Annotated in this window: 18 protein-coding genes; 10 read left to right on the top strand and 8 right to left on the bottom strand. The window is 49.5% G+C overall.

Going from position 1 to position 20,377, the window contains the following annotated elements:
- The coding region (locus Q0294_RS03155; RefSeq protein WP_299460836.1) for a sulfatase-like hydrolase/transferase at window positions 1–1,076 on the bottom strand (1,076 nt) is incomplete at its 3' end.
- A gap of 93 nt (window positions 1,077–1,169) precedes the next feature.
- On the opposite strand from Q0294_RS03155, the gene Q0294_RS03160 reads away from it, so the two are divergent.
- Window positions 1,170–2,126 (top strand): dihydrodipicolinate synthase family protein, encoded by a 957-nt coding sequence (locus tag Q0294_RS03160; RefSeq protein ID WP_299460838.1) that lies wholly within the window; start codon window positions 1,170–1,172, stop codon window positions 2,124–2,126.
- Between the two features lie 84 nt (window positions 2,127–2,210).
- On the opposite strand, the gene Q0294_RS03165 is transcribed toward Q0294_RS03160, so the two are convergent.
- Window positions 2,211–2,489 carry a ferredoxin family protein gene (locus tag Q0294_RS03165; RefSeq protein ID WP_366917899.1) on the bottom strand — a complete coding sequence of 93 codons (279 nt, stop codon included), beginning with the start codon at window positions 2,487–2,489 and terminating at the stop codon, window positions 2,211–2,213.
- Between the two features lie 27 nt (window positions 2,490–2,516).
- Here Q0294_RS03165 and Q0294_RS03170 point away from each other — a divergent pair, with 27 nt between their 5' ends.
- The 4 genes from Q0294_RS03170 (at window position 2,517) to rlmN (ending at window position 7,817) form a co-directional block, all read left to right on the top strand.
- Window positions 2,517–2,792, top strand: coding sequence for a hypothetical protein (locus Q0294_RS03170; RefSeq protein ID WP_299460842.1), 276 nt, complete (start codon window positions 2,517–2,519; stop codon window positions 2,790–2,792).
- Window positions 2,793–3,066: 274 nt separating this feature from the next.
- Window positions 3,067–4,266 carry a DegT/DnrJ/EryC1/StrS family aminotransferase gene (locus Q0294_RS03175; protein WP_299460844.1) on the top strand — a complete coding sequence of 400 codons (1,200 nt, stop codon included), beginning with the start codon at window positions 3,067–3,069 and terminating at the stop codon, window positions 4,264–4,266.
- A 322-nt stretch (window positions 4,267–4,588) separates the two neighbouring features.
- On the top strand, window positions 4,589–6,493 hold the full coding sequence (locus Q0294_RS03180; RefSeq protein ID WP_299460846.1) for a hypothetical protein: 1,905 nt from the start codon (window positions 4,589–4,591) through the stop codon (window positions 6,491–6,493).
- Window positions 6,494–6,710: 217 nt separating this feature from the next.
- Window positions 6,711–7,817, top strand: a complete 1,107-nt coding sequence (rlmN, locus tag Q0294_RS03185; protein WP_299460848.1) for a 23S rRNA (adenine(2503)-C(2))-methyltransferase RlmN — start codon at window positions 6,711–6,713, stop codon at window positions 7,815–7,817.
- 15 nt (window positions 7,818–7,832) lie between these two features.
- On the opposite strand, the gene Q0294_RS03190 is transcribed toward rlmN, so the two are convergent.
- A complete protein-coding gene (locus Q0294_RS03190) occupies window positions 7,833–8,264 on the bottom strand; it encodes a hypothetical protein (RefSeq protein WP_299460850.1) in 432 nt (143 codons plus the stop codon).
- 343 nt (window positions 8,265–8,607) lie between these two features.
- Here Q0294_RS03190 and Q0294_RS03195 point away from each other — a divergent pair, with 343 nt between their 5' ends.
- Entirely contained in the window at window positions 8,608–10,026 is a 1,419-nt protein-coding gene (locus Q0294_RS03195) for an aldehyde dehydrogenase family protein (RefSeq protein ID WP_299460852.1), read from the top strand.
- A gap of 43 nt (window positions 10,027–10,069) precedes the next feature.
- Here the strand turns inward: Q0294_RS03195 and Q0294_RS03200 are convergent, their stop codons facing one another.
- The 4 genes from Q0294_RS03200 to groES form a co-directional block, all read right to left on the bottom strand.
- Complete coding sequence (locus Q0294_RS03200; protein ID WP_299460854.1) at window positions 10,070–10,765, bottom strand: metallophosphoesterase family protein; 696 nt, start codon at window positions 10,763–10,765, stop codon at window positions 10,070–10,072.
- Between the two features lie 129 nt (window positions 10,766–10,894).
- Window positions 10,895–12,151 (bottom strand): argininosuccinate synthase, encoded by a 1,257-nt coding sequence (locus tag Q0294_RS03205; protein ID WP_299460856.1) that lies wholly within the window; start codon window positions 12,149–12,151, stop codon window positions 10,895–10,897.
- Window positions 12,152–12,423: 272 nt separating this feature from the next.
- The gene (gene groL / locus Q0294_RS03210) at window positions 12,424–14,025 is read right to left on the bottom strand and encodes a chaperonin GroEL (protein WP_299460858.1); all 1,602 of its coding nucleotides are present in this window, start codon (window positions 14,023–14,025) and stop codon (window positions 12,424–12,426) included.
- 104 nt (window positions 14,026–14,129) lie between these two features.
- A complete protein-coding gene (groES, locus tag Q0294_RS03215; protein ID WP_299460860.1) occupies window positions 14,130–14,447 on the bottom strand; it encodes a co-chaperone GroES in 318 nt (105 codons plus the stop codon).
- Window positions 14,448–15,017: 570 nt separating this feature from the next.
- Here groES and Q0294_RS03220 point away from each other — a divergent pair.
- The 4 genes from Q0294_RS03220 to Q0294_RS03235 all read left to right on the top strand — a co-directional run bounded on the left by Q0294_RS03220 (window position 15,018) and on the right by Q0294_RS03235 (window position 19,889).
- A complete protein-coding gene (locus Q0294_RS03220; protein WP_299460862.1) occupies window positions 15,018–15,875 on the top strand; it encodes a hypothetical protein in 858 nt (285 codons plus the stop codon).
- Window positions 15,876–16,086: 211 nt separating this feature from the next.
- Window positions 16,087–17,826: a hypothetical protein gene (locus tag Q0294_RS03225; RefSeq protein ID WP_299460864.1), complete on the top strand. Its 1,740-nt coding sequence runs from the start codon at window positions 16,087–16,089 to the stop codon at window positions 17,824–17,826.
- A gap of 292 nt (window positions 17,827–18,118) precedes the next feature.
- Window positions 18,119–19,078, top strand: coding sequence for a twin-arginine translocase subunit TatC (tatC, locus tag Q0294_RS03230; protein WP_299460866.1), 960 nt, complete (start codon window positions 18,119–18,121; stop codon window positions 19,076–19,078).
- Between the two features lie 127 nt (window positions 19,079–19,205).
- Window positions 19,206–19,889: a dual specificity protein phosphatase family protein gene (locus tag Q0294_RS03235; protein WP_299460868.1), complete on the top strand. Its 684-nt coding sequence runs from the start codon at window positions 19,206–19,208 to the stop codon at window positions 19,887–19,889.
- Window positions 19,890–19,901: 12 nt separating this feature from the next.
- On the opposite strand, the gene Q0294_RS03240 is transcribed toward Q0294_RS03235, so the two are convergent.
- Window positions 19,902–20,377: hypothetical protein (locus Q0294_RS03240; RefSeq protein WP_299460870.1), on the bottom strand; the 476-nt coding region annotated here is incomplete at its 5' end.

The raw sequence follows: 20,377 nt of genomic DNA on the forward strand, positions 1-20,377 counted from the left end.
GGCTTTTTACCGGTAATCACAGGCCACATACTTTCTGCATCCAGCCCCTGTGGAGTTTCCGTCCCCACCATTTCACAGACAGTCGGAAAAATATCGTAGAGATAAACCAGTGCATCACTGCTTCCATGAGGAATTCCCGGTCCACTGAAAATCAGCGGCGCTTTCATACTGTGTTCGTACAGACTCTGTTTGCCCATCAGTCCGTGACTGCCGACAGCCAGACCGTGATCGGAAGAGAAAATGATAACCGTGTTCTCATATTCTCCACTCTCTTTGAGCGTCTTGAGCAACCGGCCAATATGACCATCGAGGCCGGTGATGTCGGCATAGTAGTCATGCAGATGCTTGCGGACTTCTGCTTCGCTGCGGGGAAAACCGGCTAAAAGTTCATCGCGCACGATCTGTTCCCCATTATTGAAGGGATGCAGGGGGAGATAGTTTTTTGGCAGCGGCATTTGGTCCCGTTTATAAAGGTCCAGATATTCCTGATCAGCAACACGCGGATCATGCGGGCAGGCAAACGCCAGATACATAAAGAAGGGTTTGTCCTGTTTTGTTTTTAAAAACTGAACGGCATCATCCACAATCTCTTTTCCGGGCTGACCCAGTAAACGTGCCTGTTGATCATTTAAATACTTTGACTGATCGAACCGCTTATGGATCTCTGCTGCCGTATTCCCTTTCTTACCATGATGATAGGTGTAATATCCGGCTTCTTTCATGGAGTCCGGAAAATTCGGTTTGTCTGCGGAAGCATAACGGCCCGTCCAGCGGAAGTAAGTGCGTCCGCTGAGCAGCATGTTTCGACTGCAAACACAGACGGCCCCGGAGTTGCTTCCCAGGCAATAGGCGTTATTGAATACAAATCCGCTCCGCACGAGTTCATCCAGATTGGGTGTCTGGATCAGCGAATTTCCCAGCGCGTGAATCGTGTCAGCACGTTGATCGTCCGTAAACAAAAACAGGACATTCGGCTTTTGTTTCTGCTCCGGAGCTGCTTCCGCGATTCCACTACGGAAACAAATACAACAGAGCGTAAAAAACAAAGCAACAGAAACTCTATGTCGAAATCTCATGAATGCCTCCAAGATTGAGCGCCAATTTGGTATCCTGACAGTCGATTTACCATGATTGAATACAACCTCGAATATATAGCAAGGAACACCTAAATGCCAGAAACAACCTATGATCCTGTCAGCATGATCAGACCGCGTCGTAAATTGACGGGAATTTCAGCCGTATTGCTGCCTTATCTGGAATCCGGGGAAATCGATCGGGATTCATTAAGCGCCCACGTCGCCCGCACCGCGGAAGTGGGAATTACGCCGGCCGTCAATATGGATACGGGTTACGTGAATCTCATCGATGAGCCAACGTTTATCGAAGTGCTGAAGATCGCGCAACAGACGCTGAGTGGCGGTCCCTTTGTCGCCGGTGCCTTCGTCAGCGACCAACCGGGCGCGCGTTTTGATGCCGCTGGCTATCAGAGAAAAATTGACCTGATCCAGGAACATGGCGGCACTGCCGTGATCTTTCAGTCGTTCGGTTTAGTCGAACAGGCACCGGCTCAAATCATCGAATCCTATCAGACAATTGCTGCCAATTCAGATCGCTTTATTGGATTTGAATTGACCAAAGATCTGGCCCCTTTCGGGTCTGTCTACGATTTGGAAACCTATGCCGCATTGATGGAAATTCCGCAATGTATCGGAGCCAAACACTCGTCCTTCCACCGTGAACCGGAATGGGAACGCCTGCAGCTTCGGGATCAGAAGCGGCCCGATTTCAAGGTTTTCACAGGCAATGATTTCGGCATTGATATGGTTCAATACGGCAGTGATTACCTACTGGGGCTGAGTACCTTTGCCCCTGATCTGTTTGCCAAACGGGACGCGTACTGGGCTGCCGGCGACCCTGCGTTCTACGAATTGAACGATCAATTGCAATACCTGGGTTACTTCACTTTTCGCAGCCCTTCACCGGCTTATAAACACTCGGCGGCACAATTTCTGCATCTACGCGGCTGGACCAAAACCAACTTGACGCATCCGCAAAGTCCGACCAGACCAGACACCGATATTGAAGTCCTGCGAGAACTGGGACAGCGACTCAATGTCATCAATTAATCAAAAACTCCCCATTACCGATCCAGTAATGGGGAGTTTTTTATTTTTTCAGATATTCAAGCCGAAGAACGAATTCCGAAGCAATCAGCTATCAGCCAAAGGCTTTTTCTTTTCGGTAATCACGGGCAGTTCCTGTGATTTATCGGCGTTGATTTGAATATATTCTTTCCATTTTTCCGGAACATTGTCTTCATGATAAATGGCTTCAACCGGGCATTCAGGAACGCATGCTTCGCAGTCGATGCACTCATCCGGATTGATGTAGACCATGGAATCAGCTTCGTAGAAACACTCAACAGGGCAAACTACGACACAATCTGTATATTTGCAATTGAAGCAAGCCTCTGTAACCACGTGTGCCATGAGTTTTCCTTTCTGGACTTTGCTCTTATGGATATTGACGTCAAATTTGAAACCGTCTCAGACATTATAGGCTTCAAAGATTTAAAAACTACCTGCCAGGCGATTTCAACCGAAGATAAGACAAGCCTGAAAGGTGAATATTCAATATATAGTCGATTTTTGAATCTCGTTTCAACCTCGAACTCGCCGTTCATGGTAGAACCCGCAAAAACAGGTGTCAAGGCTATAAAACCATGGATAAATACTGGCAATGCTTCTTCTATCGGCAATCTTCTGAGCAATCATTGGCTGATTGCGAAATAAGCCCTGACAGAGGCTGTCAACAGCATCTTGAAAGCAACCTTTACGAGTCACTACTTTTCAGTTCGACACATATTGACAGAAAATGGTTCTCGACATAATCTACCAACGAAATTTCGAATCACTGCTGAGAAATCCAAGATGGAAACGTATCAACATGCTCGAAAAATCTGCATCTTACCTGAAAACAAGGTGTACCAAATCTCTCAAAACCACCAACCTTTCCTGTTTTTGAGCACGGAACTCCCCGGATTCCCATAGCGAATGGAGTCGCTGAATGAAACAAAATACCCCCACACCTGTCCCTTTTATCAATCTTGTCAGCCAATATCAGAGAATCAAAGCAGAAGTTCAGGAAACAGTCCTGAAAGTTTTTGAGGATCAGGCATTTATTCTGGGAGACGAAGTCGCTGAATTCGAGTGCGATATCGCCGAATATTGCGATTCCCGAAATGCCATCGGGGTCGCCTCTGGTACAGATGCCCTGCTCCTGGCCTTGATGGCGCTGGAAATTGGCCCTGGCGATGAAGTCATTACCAGTCCCTTTACGTTTTTCGCCACCGGAAGCTCGATCGCTCGCGTCGGTGCGACCCCGGTTTTTGCCGACATTGATCCTGTCAGCTTTAACCTGTGTCCAAAATCGATTGAGGAGAAAATTACGGATCGCACTAAGGCCATCATGCCGGTTCATATTTTTGGACAATGTGCTGACATGGAGCCGATCTGGAGAAATGCGGTTCGTAATGGAATTCCGGTGATTGAAGACGCGGCACAAGCCATCGGAGCGGAATACCGTGGGCGACGTGCAGGCGTTTTAGGTACGATCGGCTGCTTCAGCTTTTTCCCTACGAAAAATCTGGGAGGTGCCGGAGACGGCGGCCTGGTGACAACCGACGATCCCGAACTGGCCACACGCATCAGACGCCTGCGGGTTCATGGAGACATTGGAGGTTATCAGCACGCGGAAATCGGGATCAACAGCCGACTTGATGCACTGCAGGCAGCCGTGTTACGCGTTAAGTTGAAATACCTTGATCAGTGGACAACAGAGCGTCAGGAAAATGCCCGTCGCTATAATGCCCTGTTCCGGCACTATCAGTTATTCGACTGTATCGAACCACCGGCAGTCCTGCCTGATCGGCGACACGTATACAACCAATACAGTGTTCGCGTCAAAGGCGGACAACGGGATAAGGTGCTCAATGACTTGAGAGAAAAGCACATTGGCTGTGCCATTTATTATCCCCGTCCTTTACACCTGCAGCAATGTTTCCAGTATCTTGGATACAAGGCAGGGGATCTTCCGGAAACAGAACTTGTTACCAGTGAGTGTCTGGCGTTGCCGATTTTCTCGGAACTGAATGAAGTTCAGCAGGAAATCGTCGTGCGAGGAATTGCAGAAAGTCTGGGTCGACTTTCTTCATCACAATTCCCCACACTTTACTCAGAAACGCCTCGGATTTCGAAAGCGGCATAAACAGTTAAAACGGACCTCTGGATACGATCATCCCACTGATTCCTGCAGGAATCAGTGGGATTTTTTTGTTTACCCAGTCAGGCCCCCCTCTCCTCATTAATGAAAACTGCGGCAAAGCTCGCCCATTTTACACAACCGGCACCCCAGCGGATCAGCGTCCCGGAAAATCTAGTAAAAATCCAGGTATTGCCCACACACGCCCCGTTCGTCGTGTAGATTTGAGGTAATGAAATTAATTTCCAGCATTGATGTGCAAAGCATCCACGACAAAAAACAAACTCCTGCCATAATAATGACACTGATCGGCAGTTAAGGAGATCCAATGCCGACTCTTTTTCGCTATCCGATATTGCTATTCCTGGTGGCTTTAGTGCTCAGCGGACCGGCTCCGGTTCAGTTGCGCGCTCAGGACATTAAGAAAGAACCGCATCCGACAGCCGGTAAAACAGCCATTGCGCTCAATTACTGCCGCGCGTCCTTTTATCGAATCAAGAAATCCGGTTCCAAAGAAGTGATGTTCGAGGAACGCGAAAAAATCCTGAACAATCTGAATCTGAATGGCATCGGAGATGAACAGGTCGTCAAACTCTACTCTGCGGTTCTCGATGAAATCGGTCAGGTTGAAATCGCCGAGCAGGAACGCGAATACTTCAAAAATAAACACAAATACCATTCGCGCCAAAAAATGGCGACGAACGCGCTCGCTTTGACTACCGATGTCTTAACACTGCAGTTCGGCAGTGCCGTCCGTAACGGGGCTAACAGCTGGTGGGACTACAGGAATGTAGAAGCGCAAAAAGATCTGGATGTCTGGAAAGTCGATAAACAACGCATGGAAACTGTGATTTCCAGATCCACATTGTTTTTGGATACATTCTGGAAACTGGCGCAAGAGAAAAACATCCCTGATGACTGGTTGATCCGTGATGATGATCTGGAATCGCTCGATCAGGCAATGCAGGAACCCAACCCACGCATTCGTCAGCGGATTTTAAAGCGGCTGGAACGCTTTATGAGCCATTACCCGCCTTACTGGTATTATGTGGCCCGTACCCAGCAGGCCCAGGGACAACTCTTCGCAGCCTCTCACACCTATTCTGAACTGGAAACGATCGGCGACGGTTACTTCCGCCGCGACGACATGCTCGCTTCAGGAACCGCAAATCTGGCGAGTATTCGCGACTACCTGGGACAACCTGGAGCTGCAAAAATGGCTCAGAAATCCCAGACCTATTCCAGTGATGTCTGGGAAGCGAACCTGCTCTGCTCGCGAATCCTGCAAAAGTATCAGCAGGCTGACGAAGCAGAAGAAGCCATCCTGCGTAATCTCGATGTCGATCTGGAGACCAACCAGAGTTCGGTCGCCTTACTCTCACTCTATTATTCCACCAACAATAAAGAGAAAATGATCGCGCAACTGAACCACCCCAAGATCGTACAGGCCGTGCCCGTGCCGACTTTGATTCAATGCGCCATGTTTCTGGGTGCAGACAAAACACCCCCCGTCGCCACTGCCCAGATTGAATCTTCATTGTACGTTTATAAACAACTGAATTTTGGTCCTGACGATCTTGTGATCGCTTCGACGGGCAACTGGCATTTGCATATGTCAAATTCGGAACTGGTCATGGCCAATAAAACCTATTCCCGTCCGCGGCTGGTATCGGGAAAGAATGAAGTCCTGGCGCGATTTGAACGAGTTGCCGATTTCGGCAATCCCTTTGGCAATTCCAACGTGTCTACCTCGCAACCAAAACTGCGATTGAAATATCCGGACGGTTCCAGCCTGGAACTGATGCTGGCGAACGCCCCGCAGGAACGCACTCCCGCTGAGGGCAGCAACCTGATGAGCGCGCTCAAACCACCTGTCGGACAACATTACCGGATCGTCGGTGCCGAGATTCAGGGACAGAAAATTGCCTTTAACAGCAAAAATGCGATCGAAGATGACGGCCGTCGGATTGTTCATCAAAAGCCAATCGTGACACCGGACAGCCCGCGCCTGTCGCAAGGAGTTCAACCTCAGATTCCAGCGACCGAGCAGCCCTTGCAGGCGAAAACCGAGTCGAAACTGCCCACTCTGTCGCTTCCCGATCTGACCATCCCGAATTCGCCGCCTGCCATCCCGGCACTTTCATTCGATCTGGAAACGGAGGAAGAAAATAAGGCCACTAACAAGAAAAAAGGGAAGGTCATCAGTTTTCCGGCGCCACCGGAAGATGACTAATGTACCGTATCACAGCCTTTGTAACCGGCTGTCCGTACGGGAATCAGAAAAAGTGAGCAGAGAAATAGTAGTCTTCTGCCTCTGCCCCCGTTATGATGACTCTACTGAATTACCTGCCATCACAGCGTTGACAGGCTGACCCTCTATCGGAATTATTTGCGTTCCCTGTTCGCAGCATCCTCGATCAACTGCGAACACACGTGCTTGAGCCAAAACCATGCTGTCGTCCGAAAATGATACTCTGCAGGCTGACTCTTCAGAAGTCGGCTTGCTCCCTTTGATTACCGACCTGACTCGCGATGAGCTTGCCCAGTGGTGCATTGAACACGAGTCGTCTTCCTATCGGGCCGACCAGATCCGACGCTGGATTTTCACCAAACGCGTCAATGATTTTGAGGCTATGCACGATATTTCGAAGAAATTTCGCGACCTGTTGAAAGAAAACTTTCGTCTGTTTTCGACCACAGTGGTCAAACATCAGACTTCTCGCGACCGCACGGAAAAACTGTTGCTGGAACTTCAGGACGGGCATCTCGTGGAATGCGTATTGATGCGCGAGCCCAAACGAAACACCGTCTGTATCAGCACACAGGTTGGTTGTGCCATGGGCTGCGTATTCTGTGCCAGTGGTCTGCTGGGATTGACCCGCAACCTGTCGATGGGCGAAATCCTGGAACAGATTCTGCGGCTGGACCGCATTATCGGCGAGGAAGAACGGATTTCGAATATCGTCGTGATGGGGATCGGCGAGCCGTTAGCCAACCTGTCGGCTCTGATCCCGGCACTGGATACGCTAAATCACAAAGGGGGCATGGGCATTGGTGCGCGGAAAATCACCGTGTCGACCGTCGGGCTTCCCGCAAAAATCCGAGAGCTGGCTGATGTCAACAAGTCCTACATTCTCGCCGTTTCACTGCATGCGCCCAATGACAAATTGCGGGACCAGATTGTGCCGACGAACAATAAAATCGGCATTCAAAAAATCATGGATGCGACGGACTATTATTACGTAACCACAGGCAGACGCGTGACCTATGAATATATTTTACTGGCAGGCGTGAACGACAGCCCCGCTCATGCGCACGAATTGGCCGGCCTGTTAAAACATCGCAATGCCCATGTGAATTTAATTCCGGCGAATGGAGTAGAAGAAACAGGCTTTCAAAGCCCTTCGACAACCGACGTTGACCGCTTCTTTATGACACTCGCAAAAGGAGGCGTCAACGTAACCGTCCGCAAACGAAAAGGGGACGACATCGACGCAGCCTGTGGACAGTTACGCTTGAATCGCGAAAAAGAAAAAGACCTGATTCAGGTTCAGTAACAACACCGCTGATCGCTAATTCAATTCAAAATCTTCAGGATTGAAGTTCACGAGCACATCATCCCGGAAAATCAGATAGACGCTGCGCCCGCTTTCATCAGGTCCCCATCGGTAAGCTTCATCAGTGGTTTGAAATGTCCCACCGGTTGCCTTGAGCCACTTGGAAGACTCCTGAAACTCGCCTTCTTCGCCGATCTCTTTCTCGACGCTGACGCGTGACATACCGGAATACAGGCGATTTTTGAGAATCCAGTCCAGAGCCTTGGGGTCCCGTTTCGTTAGAAAACGCGTTCGATAGTCTTCTGCCGAAGTCGCTCTTTTTTCAGTGTGATGTGTGGTTGACATCGTCTTTGAGTCCCAGCCAGGCAGAGTTTCACACGCCGAACTCAGCAGGATAATAGTAATGCCGCATACCATCCACGGCGCCACACGACGAAGGTTGGCCATGATCAGATCCGCCTGATTGAAGGAAAAAAAATAGTGAGAGCACGTAACTGCTGAGAATTCTTTGAGACAGCAGATTACTTGAGAGATGTGGTTCTGAAGACGGAATTGCCCCAGGAAATGTAGGCGTTTTTTAACAGATTCTCCAAACTATGCCAAGGGCAATCCGTGCCGGAAAAACACAGCCCTAACCTGAATATCCCTCTCACTTTAAGTCATTTTTCCTGCATCAAAAGCAAATTCGAATCATTCGCTGGGTTGTCAGATTCGTTTCTCACGTCTATTCTGAAATTGATTGAGAAGTACGTTTCAGTCAGCAACCTCTTTCCACAAGGTTTCCCTCAAGATGAAAATGTTTTGCGCTGGCCAATGGCAGGATACGAACCAGACTATCAATGTGACTAACCCCTTTGACCAATCGGTGATTGATACCGTTCCCAAAGGCGGTGGTGAAGAGATCACAGAAGCAGTCACTGTTCTGGAACAGGGAGCCCGCATCATGAAAGCCATGACTCCCTATGATCGCAGTCTGATTCTGCAGAAAGCCTCCGAATTACTGCTGGCGCGGAAAGATGAATTTGCCCGGACCATCAGTCTGGAAGTCGGAAAAGTTCTGGCAGAAAGTCAGGTGGAAGCAGTCCGTAGCGCCGAAGTCATCCGGCTTTCAGGCGAAGAAGCCCGCCGCTTGACCGGGGAAATGATTCCTCTGGAAGGAAATGCCGGCGGTAAAAATAAACTTGGCTTCACACTCCGCGTTCCCTGTGGCATCGTCGCCGCGATCACGCCGTTCAACTTCCCTTTGAATCTCGTCTGCCACAAAGTGGGTCCCGCGATTGCCGCCGGGAATGCGATTCTGATTAAACCGGCCAGCGATACTCCACTGTCTGCGTTGAAGCTTACCGAAATCCTGCTGGAAGCCGGCCTGCCTGCAGAAGCGATTGCCTGTATCACCGGACCGGGTGGAGAAATCGGACGTGCCATCTGTACTGACAGCCGCATTCGTAAAATCAGTTTCACAGGCAGCTATGAAGTGGGAACTCAAATCTGTGAAATGGCGGGATTGAAAAAGGTCACAATGGAGCTGGGCAGTAACAGTCCGGTGATCATTATGGACGATGCTGACCTTGAGAAAGCGGCGACCGCGATCAGCATGGCCGGTTATGCAAATGCCGGTCAGGTTTGTATTTCGGCTCAACGCATTCTGACTTCTTCCGCCATCAAGTCGGATTTCGTGGAACTGTTGAAATCCAAAGTGGATCTGCTGCATACAGGTAATCAGATGGAAGAATCAACAAAAATTGGCCCGATGGTGCGTGAATCAGATGCGAGTCGCGTCGAACAGTGGGTCAACGAAGCGATCAGCCAGGGTGCCCGACTCGTCACCGGCGGACAACGCCAGGGCGCGATCTATGCTCCTACGATTCTGGAGAATACCAGCCCGGAGATGCAGGTTGAAAAAGAGGAAATCTTCGGTCCCGCCGTCGCACTGTCTTATTTTGATGATATCGACGACGCCATTCGCATGGCCAATAATACGACTTATGGTCTGGCTGCAGGCATCTTTACTCAGGATATTGATCGGGCGATGAAATTTGCGCGTGAAGTGGAAAGTGGCAACCTGCACATCAACTGGTCCAGCCAATGGCGGGCCGACGCCATGCCTTACGGCGGTTTAAAACACAGTGGAACCGGTAAAGAAGGCCCCAAATATGCCATCCACGAAATGAGTGAAGAGAAAATGGTCGTAATGCATCTGACAGATTAAGACGCACATCCCGCCTGACAGAAAGTGGCTTGAAACGAATCGTTTACTTCAACAGATAACGTTCCAGTGTTCTACCTGCGCGATATTTTCCGTTCTGTTTGGCTTGGAAAAGTTCGTTCGTATGCACATCGATGGCGGTTAAATAATTTCCGCGATAGGCGGCGGTATCGAGACAGGCCCAGCCATCAAACACTAATGGTCTTCCCGATTTCTGGGCGGTATGTCCGCAGATGATACGACGCCCGGACTGGTCCGGATCTTCCTCGCCGGTGATCCGATCCCAGCGTAATTCCTGTGGGGTCAGTTCTGCCAGGGTAGTTCCGGGAACCGCCGTTGCGTGGACAAAAATGTCGGTTTCGGTCTCATAATAATCCAAGGCCGTCGCCATAAAGATGCGATGCTCTTCGGGAATCAGATCGTAGCGTCCCCCATAAGAGTCGATGGCTTCTTTGCCGCCATGCTGTAACCAGATCGATTCCCAGTGGCCTCCGTTGAGGCCATCCAGCATCATTTCTTCGTGATTGCCTTTGATCATCACCAGCTTGCAGGTGGCCTTCAGATCAAGCAGAATTTCAATTACGTGTTTTGTCCCGGGGCCGCGATCGACGGCGTCGCCGAGACAGATAAAGGTATCATCCCGCGTCAGTTCGAGATGATACAGAATTGTCCCCAGCGCAATATCGCAACCATGAATATCACCGATTGCAATCGTTCGCCCTTTCTGTGCCGATTGATCCATCACACGACCACATTAATTGAAGGTTAGCCCGAATTCGGGGATGATTACTGCGTTTTCTGAGCCAGCGGAACCATTCATGATAAATGACCGTCCACGATGGCTGCATGAAAACGCTCTCAAATTCCCGTATCAGGGTTTGTCAGATTTACTGGGAGGCATAATTCGAGTCGGTTTTGAACTGGGCTCCCCTTTCAATAACTGTTGACGTGCTTGTGTCTGTTGAGCCAGTCCATGAATCCTGATGAAACCAAGGGCCGTCTCATGAGGGAACTGATCGCCTTCCTCATAAGTTGCCAGCTCGGGACTGTAAAGACTGTGCTCACTCTTCAAACCTGTCACCGTATGATTTCCTTTATACAGTGAAACGCGAACGGTTCCAGAGACAAAACGCTGGTTCTTTTCTACAAAACCCATCAAGTCCTGATGAAATGAGCTATACCAGAGACCATCATAGATGATATCGCTGCAAGTCTGACTGATAAACGTTTTGAATCGCAGGGCCTGCCTGCTTAAGGTCAGATATTCCAGTTCGCGGTGTGCATTATGCAGAATCAACGCGGCCGGGGCTTCATAAACTTCGCGACTTTTAATACCCACCAGTCGGTTTTCGACATGATCGATGCGGCCGACGCCATTTTCTCCACCAATTTTGTTCAACAGCAGAATCAAATCGGCGCCATCCATTTCCTTACCGTCGATGGCAATGGGGCGTCCCTGCTCGAATTCGATCGTCACTTCTACTGGATGATCGGGAGCATCTTCGGGTGAAACCGTCCACTTGTAAGCTTCTTTAGGAGGGGCCACCCAGGGATCTTCCAGAATGCCCGCTTCCACGGAACGTCCCCACAGATTCTGATCGATACTGAAAATACTCTCTTTAGTCGCTTCGACCTCAATGCCATGCTCTTTGGCGTATGCCAGTTCTTCGGTTCGCGTCCATCTCCACTCACGCACGGGAGCGATAATTTTCAAGTTCGGTGCCAGTGTCTGAAAAGACACATCGAACCGTACCTGATCATTCCCCTTACCGGTACAGCCATGCGCAACAGCCGTCGCACCGTATTCCTTGGCCACTTCCACCATGCGGTGTGCAATTAACGGTCGTCCCAGCGCCGTTGCCAGTGGATATTTGCCTTCGTACATGGTACCCGCCATCAGAGAGGGCCAAACGAAAAAATCGACAAACATATTTTTGGTGTCTTCGACCACCGCTTCGACGGCACCGGTTTTGAGTGCTTTTTCCTTGATTCCATCGACATCGCGCCCCTGGCCGAGATCACAGGTATAAGTGATCACGTCCATGTCATATTTTTCGTTGATCCACTTGACGGCTACTGAAGTATCCAGGCCACCACTGTATGCCAAAACTACTTTTTCTCTTGCCACGAAATTCTACCAATCTTCTGGAATTGAAGGAGTCACTATTTTAGTTGACGGTCTCTGTGAATGATGCAAATGGTACTATTATCAGTTCGGGTCCGCAATGCGCACATTCTAACATTCTAAAGCGCATCCCACGAAATCATCATGGCCTGTCCGCTGCGATACCTGGCCTGACCATCCCTGGAAACACAGATCAGAGCTGGAACGAAAAAGCACCCGACAGAAAAACTGCCGGGCGCTTTCAAATCTATTAAAAAACGGGACAAAACCTGACCTTAGTGCAGGTCGCCGTCGCCATGATCGCCCTTACCCTTTTCAGCGATCAGAGCATCGCTGGTTAGAAGTAATGTCGAGACACTGGCGGAGTTCTGCAGAGCAGATCGTGTCACGCGAGTCGGGTCAATAATCCCAGTCTTGACCAGATCTTCGTATTTGGAAGTGGCTGCGTTGTAGCCCATATTTCCTTCCAGCTCCGAAACTTTTTCGCAAACCACACTGCCATCATCACCGGCATTATTGGCGATAGATGTGAGTGGAGCACGGCAGGCCCGCAGGATAATCTCATAACCCACTTTTTCTTCTTCAGAAAGACCGGTTGGCTTGCAGGCTCTTGAACAGCGAAGCAAAGCCACACCACCGCCGGGAAGAATTCCTTCTGCGACAGCAGCACGAACAGCGTGCAAAGCATCTTCCACGCGTGCCTTCTTTTCTTTCATTTCACTTTCGGTAGCTGCACCGACGTTAATCTGAGCAACACCACCGGAAAGCTTGGCAATCCGCTCTTCCAGTTTTTCCTTGTCGTAATCGCTGCTTGAATTTTCCAGCTCACGACGAATTTGTTCGATACGGGATTTGATTTCACCAGTCTTACCACCACCTTCAATAATGGTGGCATTGTCTTTATCGACAGAAACTTTTTTGGCAGTTCCCAGATCGGAAAGCTGCAAATTTTCCAGCTGAATCCCCAGATCTTCAAAAATAGCCTGACCACCGACCATAATGGCGATGTCCTGCAGCATGGCTTTGCGACGGTCGCCATAACCGGGAGCTTTGACAGCACAGCAGCGGAACGTGCCACGCAGCTTATTGATGACGAGAGTCGAAAGTGCTTCACCTTCGATGTCTTCTGCAATAATCAGCAGTGGTTTACCGGCGTTAACGACTTTTTCAAGTACGGGAACCAGATCTTTGATATTGGAAATTTTCTTTTCGTGAACCAGAACATAAGCATCTTCCAGATCACAGGACATGCTTTGAGGATCGGTCACAAAGTAAGGAGAAAGGTAACCGCGGTCAAACTGCATACCTTCCACAACTTCGAAGTTGGTCTGCAGGCTCTGGCCTTCTTCCACGGTGATCACACCGTCTTTGCCAACCTGCTCCATAGCATCTGCCAGAATCTTTCCGATTTCTGCATCACCATTGGAAGCCACCATGCCGACCTGAGAAATTGCTTTTTTGTTTTTGCATTCGATAGACATGTTGCGAAGTTTTTCCACAATGTCTTCGACTGCTTTGTCCATGCCCCGCTTCATCGCAATCGGGCTGACTCCGGCAACTACCGATTTCAAGCCCTCATTGTAGATGGCTTCTGCCATAATTGTGGCAGTGGTGGTTCCATCGCCGGCAACATCTGATGTTTTGCTGGCAACTTCACGAACCATACGAGCGCCCATGTCTTCAAACTTGTCAGACAACTCGATTTCACGAGCAACGGAAACACCGTCTTTCGTGACAGTGGGTGAGCCAAAGCTTTTTTCAATAATGACGTTGCGGCCTTTTGGTCCGAGCGTTACACGAACTGCTCTTGCCAATTTGCTGATGCCGCGTCGCATTGCTTCCTGAGCTTCCTGATCGAAGGCAATCATTTTTGCCATTTCACTATATCTCCATGTACGCAGATTGAAATTTGTTTGAAAGAAAAGAGCAACAGGCCCAACCCGAACGGGGGCCGTCACTCTTAAGTACTGAATGTGACAACCTAGTAAGTTGCCAAAATGTCACTTTCGCGAAGCAACAGGTATTCTTCTCCGCCAATTTTAATTTCGTCCCCGCCGTAGGGGCTGAAAATCACTCGATCCCCTTCCTTAACGGTCAATGGAAGCTTCGTTCCATCGGATTTGACGTGTCCGTCTCCCACGGCGACCACTTCACCACGTTGTGGCTTGTCCTGGGCGCTGTCTGGCAGAACAATTCCGCCAGCAGTGGTTGTTTCTGCAACTTCTCTTTTCAGAACGACTTTGTCACCAAGAGGGACAATCCGGGCGCCTTTACTCGCTTTGGCAGCCTTCTTCGCCATTGGGATCTCCTAGATTTTCTTTGATTTTTGACTCAAATGTCTTCACATCGATGATATTTATGATCTGTGGCGGCGGGTAAGCCCTTCCACAACAACGCAACCGCGACACTGATCTGCATTGCAGACCCTAGTGTGTTATCTCCTAGCTGCGAACGCCGTGCCTAATTCCGTAATAATCCATAACATCAATCATAAAAAACACTTACTTTCTTCACGCTCGATTCGAAGCAACGCACTTTCCTGCCGGTCAGTCTTTCTGGACTTCAAAATCGCTGCCAATTTGGCAGCATTTCCTGAGATTACCCTGCGAAGGCACCCCTGCTTTCTGCAACGGCAAGCAGGATACGCTTCCCCCTCTCGAAAGACATTTTGATAAAATAACCGGAATCACAATTGACACAACTGTTAAAATAGGTAATATCGACACAGTTAAATGTAAAAGATCTCCTGATGCTCTCATTCAGGATCGAGGGACCCTCATCCTCAATTTCTGCAATCCTGTCGTCACACACTCTCTCTCAATCTGTTCGTCTGTAATTCATTGAGATAAGACAACGAGAGGAGTTTGACGTGCCTGAACCAATTTCTTCCACTTCCTTCACCGAAGCGCAACCCACCTTTCCTGAACTGGTACAAGGGGCCTGTGAATTATTCTCCCAGGGGAAAAGAGCAGAAGCGCGGGCCTTGTTCCATTCGCCAAAACTCCAGGCCGCCGAATGGGAACGTTGCCTGCATTTTGGCCAGTTCTTACTGAAAACAGGCCACGCATCAGAGGCGATTGAGCAGTTCTCTCTCGTGTTGGACTATGCCCATCAGCAGGATGAAAATCGCCTGCGTTCTGTTGTCTGCCACAATCTGGCAGCCGCCTATCGCAATTTAGGCTATTTTGAATTAGCCGCACAATTCCAGCAATATTCGATCTCCTGGGGCGATCTGCGTTCGGCAAACCACCTCACCTTGGAACAGGAAGTAGAACAACTCTCAGATGATGCCGCCTGCGACCTGACTGGTCGTGCGAATGATGCCATCATCCAGCAGGATTACCAACTGGCCGAGCAGCTACTGAACATTTCCCTGACCCGGGAAATTCTCTACGGATGTTTCGACGATCAGGCTGCAGACTGGGGAAACCTGGGAATTATTCAGGGTTTGAAAGGAAATCACGCACGGGCGATCTCTTATCTCTGGAAAGCCTACCTGCTTCACAAAAAGACGATCAACCTGCCTGCGATGGGCCAGGATTTAAAACATCTCGCTGAACTATTCTGGGTGTCAGGACGTTCCCATCGCGCGATCCGTTGCCTCACTCGTTCCATGAGTTGTTTTTCCCGCAGTCATCATTCTGCAGAAGAACAACAGATGGGTTCCCGGTTGCACGAAATGCAACGCCTGCTCACAATTCGGGAACATAACCCACTGCTGAATTAATGGTGCTGATTTGATAGAGATAAAGCAGGACCACTCGAATTTCAGTCACTGTCCACTTGCGAATTGCCCCCCTGTCTGTTGATAATTAGGGAGAAAGAAAAGTCGGTTCATTAATTCCACATCCTGACCTGAAACCGGATGATTCCGTCCAGGGGTGAGTCGACTCAAATTAGATTACGAGCGATTTTCCAAAACATCTCGAAGGTCATTCATGCCCATTAAGGTTCGCTGTAAAGAATGTAATACTTCATTTTCTGTGAAAGATGAAGCAGAAGGCAAACGAGTTCGTTGCAAAGGATGCGGCGCACCTGTCAAAGTTTCTGCGGAACAGAATAAAAAGAAGCGGACTTCTTCCAGCAAATCTGAAGATACCGATGATTTTCTGGCCAGCTTTGATATCAATAAGATCGAAGACAAAGAGTCTAAGATCTGCCCGCGTTGTGGCTCGGATGTCGGCGAGGAAGATATCGAGTGTCCCAAATGCGGGGTCGAACTGAGCACCGGCCGTATGCGAGAAGCAACCCGTAGAAAACGAGGCCGCAAAGGACCTGCTGTTGAAGATTTCTACTCAAAATCCTGGGGAGACGCTTACACGTTTCTAGGAAACCATAAAGGGCTCGCTGTTAAGACTTTTACTTACAGCGCCATCGCCAGCACTTTGTTTTTCTGCTCGATCTTTATGATGCTCTGGTGTCATCGTACTCCTCCGCGTTGCTTCTGGGGCTTCATCGCTTTTGTTTCCATCATGGCGATCCCGGGCTGGATCTGGTTTATCCAGACTGAAGTGGTTCGCTTCGCATTACAAAACAAAAATAAACTCAAACGAATTAATTTCGACTTTTTCTTATGCTCAGCCCTGGGTATTAAGTTTATCGCATGGGTTGTCCTGTTCAGTCTGCCGGCACAGGCTGTATTCGGATCGATCGGCTACTATTTCATCAGCAACGACTCCATTCCCGTCGGAGTGATCTTGATCGCCATTGGATTTATTCCCACTTTTCTAATGTTTCCCCTGGCGATTCCGCACATGACGATGGCGGACTCCTCGCCGGGCTGGATGCTGCACAAACTGGGAAAAGTATTCCTGGTGCTTTTCAAACCAGCACTTTTCTGGTGTTTCGTGTTCCTGATCACCAACCTGCCCGCGATTGGCTGCCTGGCAGCAATCGGAGCCGTTTACGGTAATGATCTGGATACATTTTTCTCGAACGTGCGATACAATTCAGCCGTCGCAGCCGCTGATCAGGCAAAGGCTGATGCAGACGAAAACAAAGTCAAAGACTTCCAGGAAGGTGAACTGGCCGGCAAAAAACCCAAAGAACTGGATCCCCAGGTTCTGATTGTCCCCTCAATTCTCTGGTTACTTGCCTGTGGCTTCTATGGCCCCGCGATGATTTTTAACGCCCGCGTCAACGGATTACTGGCCGTTCACAGCAAACCCGACCTGGACCTGGTCACCAAATTGGAAGAGATAAAATACGTTTCCAAATCAGAACGAGCCCAGAATGCAGCAGCGACGCCTCGCTGGCAGCAGGCGGTCATCGGAGTTGTGGGCGGGGTCGCCGTGGGAATTATCATCTATTTCCTCACCCCTATGCTGCCTCCGCTTCTGATTTTTGTTTTTCTTGGCATTGCCTTTCTCGCTCAATTCGTCTGTTTTATTGTAACACTCGTCAAAATTTTCAAGAACGAGGGTCCCGGACAATGCGTCGTTGGTTTTTTCGTCTCAATCTATGCGTTTGCGATGGGCTGGGTCTATGCCGGGAAAGATAAAGAAATGGGTAAAACCATGCTAACCTGGACACTATCGATTGTGGTCTCCAATTTCATCATTTATACAATGCTTGATTATGGAATGATCGAACCAGAACAACCCAAACCCGCGGCGGAAGCCCCCGCAGATCCCGCTGCTGAGGCACCTCCCGCAGAACCTGCTGCTCCTGCTCCTTAATTCCTTAATCTGCTTCCAGCCGAAAGCCTCTGGTTGACAGTCCTGTCTGGTTGTTTACAATAGGTCAGTGTTACTACCGCTCTTCCCTCCTGCTCATCCAGCGGGCAAATGGAGTGGGTACTCCTGATTCACTCTGCCTGAATGACGTGATCTCATCGGGAGCCAATATACAATATTCCATTTGTTCCGGGCAGTACCCGCTCATCCAATCGATGTCATTTGCAGTTCATCCTGTGGAGTGCAAACAGTGGTGATTCTGTTCGGTATTGGTCTCTCCAGAATGTAAAGTCGCATGAAACCACAGTCTCACGATCTATTCGATGAATCTACCATGAGTTTTGGGGATCACCTCGAAACCCTTCGCATTCACTTATGGAAAGCATTAATCGGCCTTGCGATATGCGTGGTAGGAGCTTTATTTGTTGGTCATAAAATCGTCGCAGTTGTACGGGCTCCCATTGATTCCGCATTACGAGAATACAATCTGGATAAGCTGCCGCACCAGATAGCAGAAAATCCGGATGATCCTGATCCAAACCAGAATGCGACCATCGCTGAATTAATCGCCAGCCTCGGCAGCGATAAGACAAAACAAACGGCCGAGACAAAAGCGCTGCAAAAAATTCTGTCTGACTATCAGTACCGTATCGACAGCCTGGAAAAGACCATGGCAGAGCCGGTGACACTGGCGGTTCAGGAAGCGTTTACCACGATCTATCTGAAAGTCTCCTTCGTCGCAGGACTGATCTTTGCCAGTCCCTGGGTCATTTATCAAATCTGGCTGTTTGTGGCTGCTGGACTTTATCCACACGAGCGGAAGTACGTTTATATCTATCTGCCAATCAGCATCATCCTGTTTCTGGGTGGTGCCCTGTTCTGTTTTTACGCTGTATTTCCCTTCGTGCTCAGCTTCCTGCTGGGCTTCAATAAATTATTGGGTGTGAACCCCCAGATTCGACTCTCGGAATGGATCAGCTTCGCCATCACGCTGCCAGTGATGTTCGGTCTCAGTTTTCAATTACCTCTGGTCATGCTGTTCCTGGAACGGATCTCCGTATTCAGTGTGAAAGATTATCATGAAAAACGCCGCATGGCGATTTTGATCATTTCGATTATCTCCATGCTGATGACCCCTGCTGACCCCATGAGTATGATACTGATGATGATACCATTGATCGTGCTGTATGAACTGGGGATCCTGATGTGTAAGTTTTTCCCCAACGCGACTGCGAGCCCCTTTGAGGCTGCTTGAATTCCGGCCTGTTTTCAAGCCCATTTTCCTCTGTTCATGGTTTGTGAACTTCAACTACAATGCCGGCTCCAGGCCCCTGTTTCCCGGAGACAGGATTGTATCTGCTTCAAAACCGTAGAGGATCAAAATGAATACCGCTGACAGAGAATCCGTCATCGAAGCCTCTGCCGGGCCGGCAAAGAACAGGAAATTCCTCAAAATCCTGGTTGTTGTCTGTGCGATTATTGCTGCCGGCGTTCTGGTCTGGGAGGGATTTCTGGAGGACCGCCTGGTTGCCAAACGCTGGGGAGTGGTTGAACCGGGCAAGATCTATCGCAGCGGCCAGGTTTCCAGCTACCTGATTGAACCCATGCTCCGCGAGAATAAAATCGAAAAGGTCATCGCCTTGAACGGAAGTGACTTGAATAAGCCTTATCTCAAAACCGAAGTGGAAACGGCACGGAAACTGAAGATCGATCATCAGGTTTTATACCTGATTGGCGATGGCACGGGCGATGTCGAAGATTATGCTGAAGCGGTCGCAGAAATCATGCGCTGCGAGAAAGCGGGCAAGCCGGTACTCGTGCACTGTGCCGCTGGTGCCCAGAGAACTGGCGGCGTTGTCGCCGCTTATCGTATGCTGGTTCAGAAAAAGACACCTGAGGAAGCCTACCAGGAACTGTTGCAGTATGACTGGAAACCACGCAAGGATCAGGCGCTGATTGATTACCTCAATCAGAATCTGGCGACGCTCTCCAAACTGCTGGAGCAGAAAATCGACTGGTATGAACCGCCGGCAACGATTCCTGTCATCGGCGACCCCGGCCCGTGATCGCACGAAACCTTATTTCCGCAGATTGGCGAACTGGTTTCTCAGATATTCATGAATCGTGATCGTTTTGACGTCTTTGTTCTTTCGCAGCGTTTCCCAGTGATGAATTAGTCCCCGATCTCTCTGATCCAGTTTCCAGTGAATTTTGTGCTCCGCCCGCAAATACAGCTTCTCTTCGAGACGGGTCTGTAATTCCACTTCTGTAGGGATCAGATTTCGGGTTCTTAATTCTTCATTCAAGGCAATCCGTGAACCGGGGGGCAGCGTGTAGGGATGCAGCACATAATTCATACGCGCCATCCAGTCTGCGAATCGCAGATAGGTCTCGACGGCCTCCTTCTGATCGGGGGCAACGCACTGCACATGATAGCTGATGAGCTGACTGTTCAGAGCCAGTTGATTTTTACTTTCATCGAACTGGACGTCAAACACCGGATCGAGCTGAAACTTCAATTGTGCAGCGATTTCTTTACCCGTGGATTCCTGCC

The sequence above is a fragment of the uncultured Gimesia sp. genome, from assembly GCF_937919775.1.
Classification (GTDB): domain Bacteria; phylum Planctomycetota; class Planctomycetia; order Planctomycetales; family Planctomycetaceae; genus Gimesia.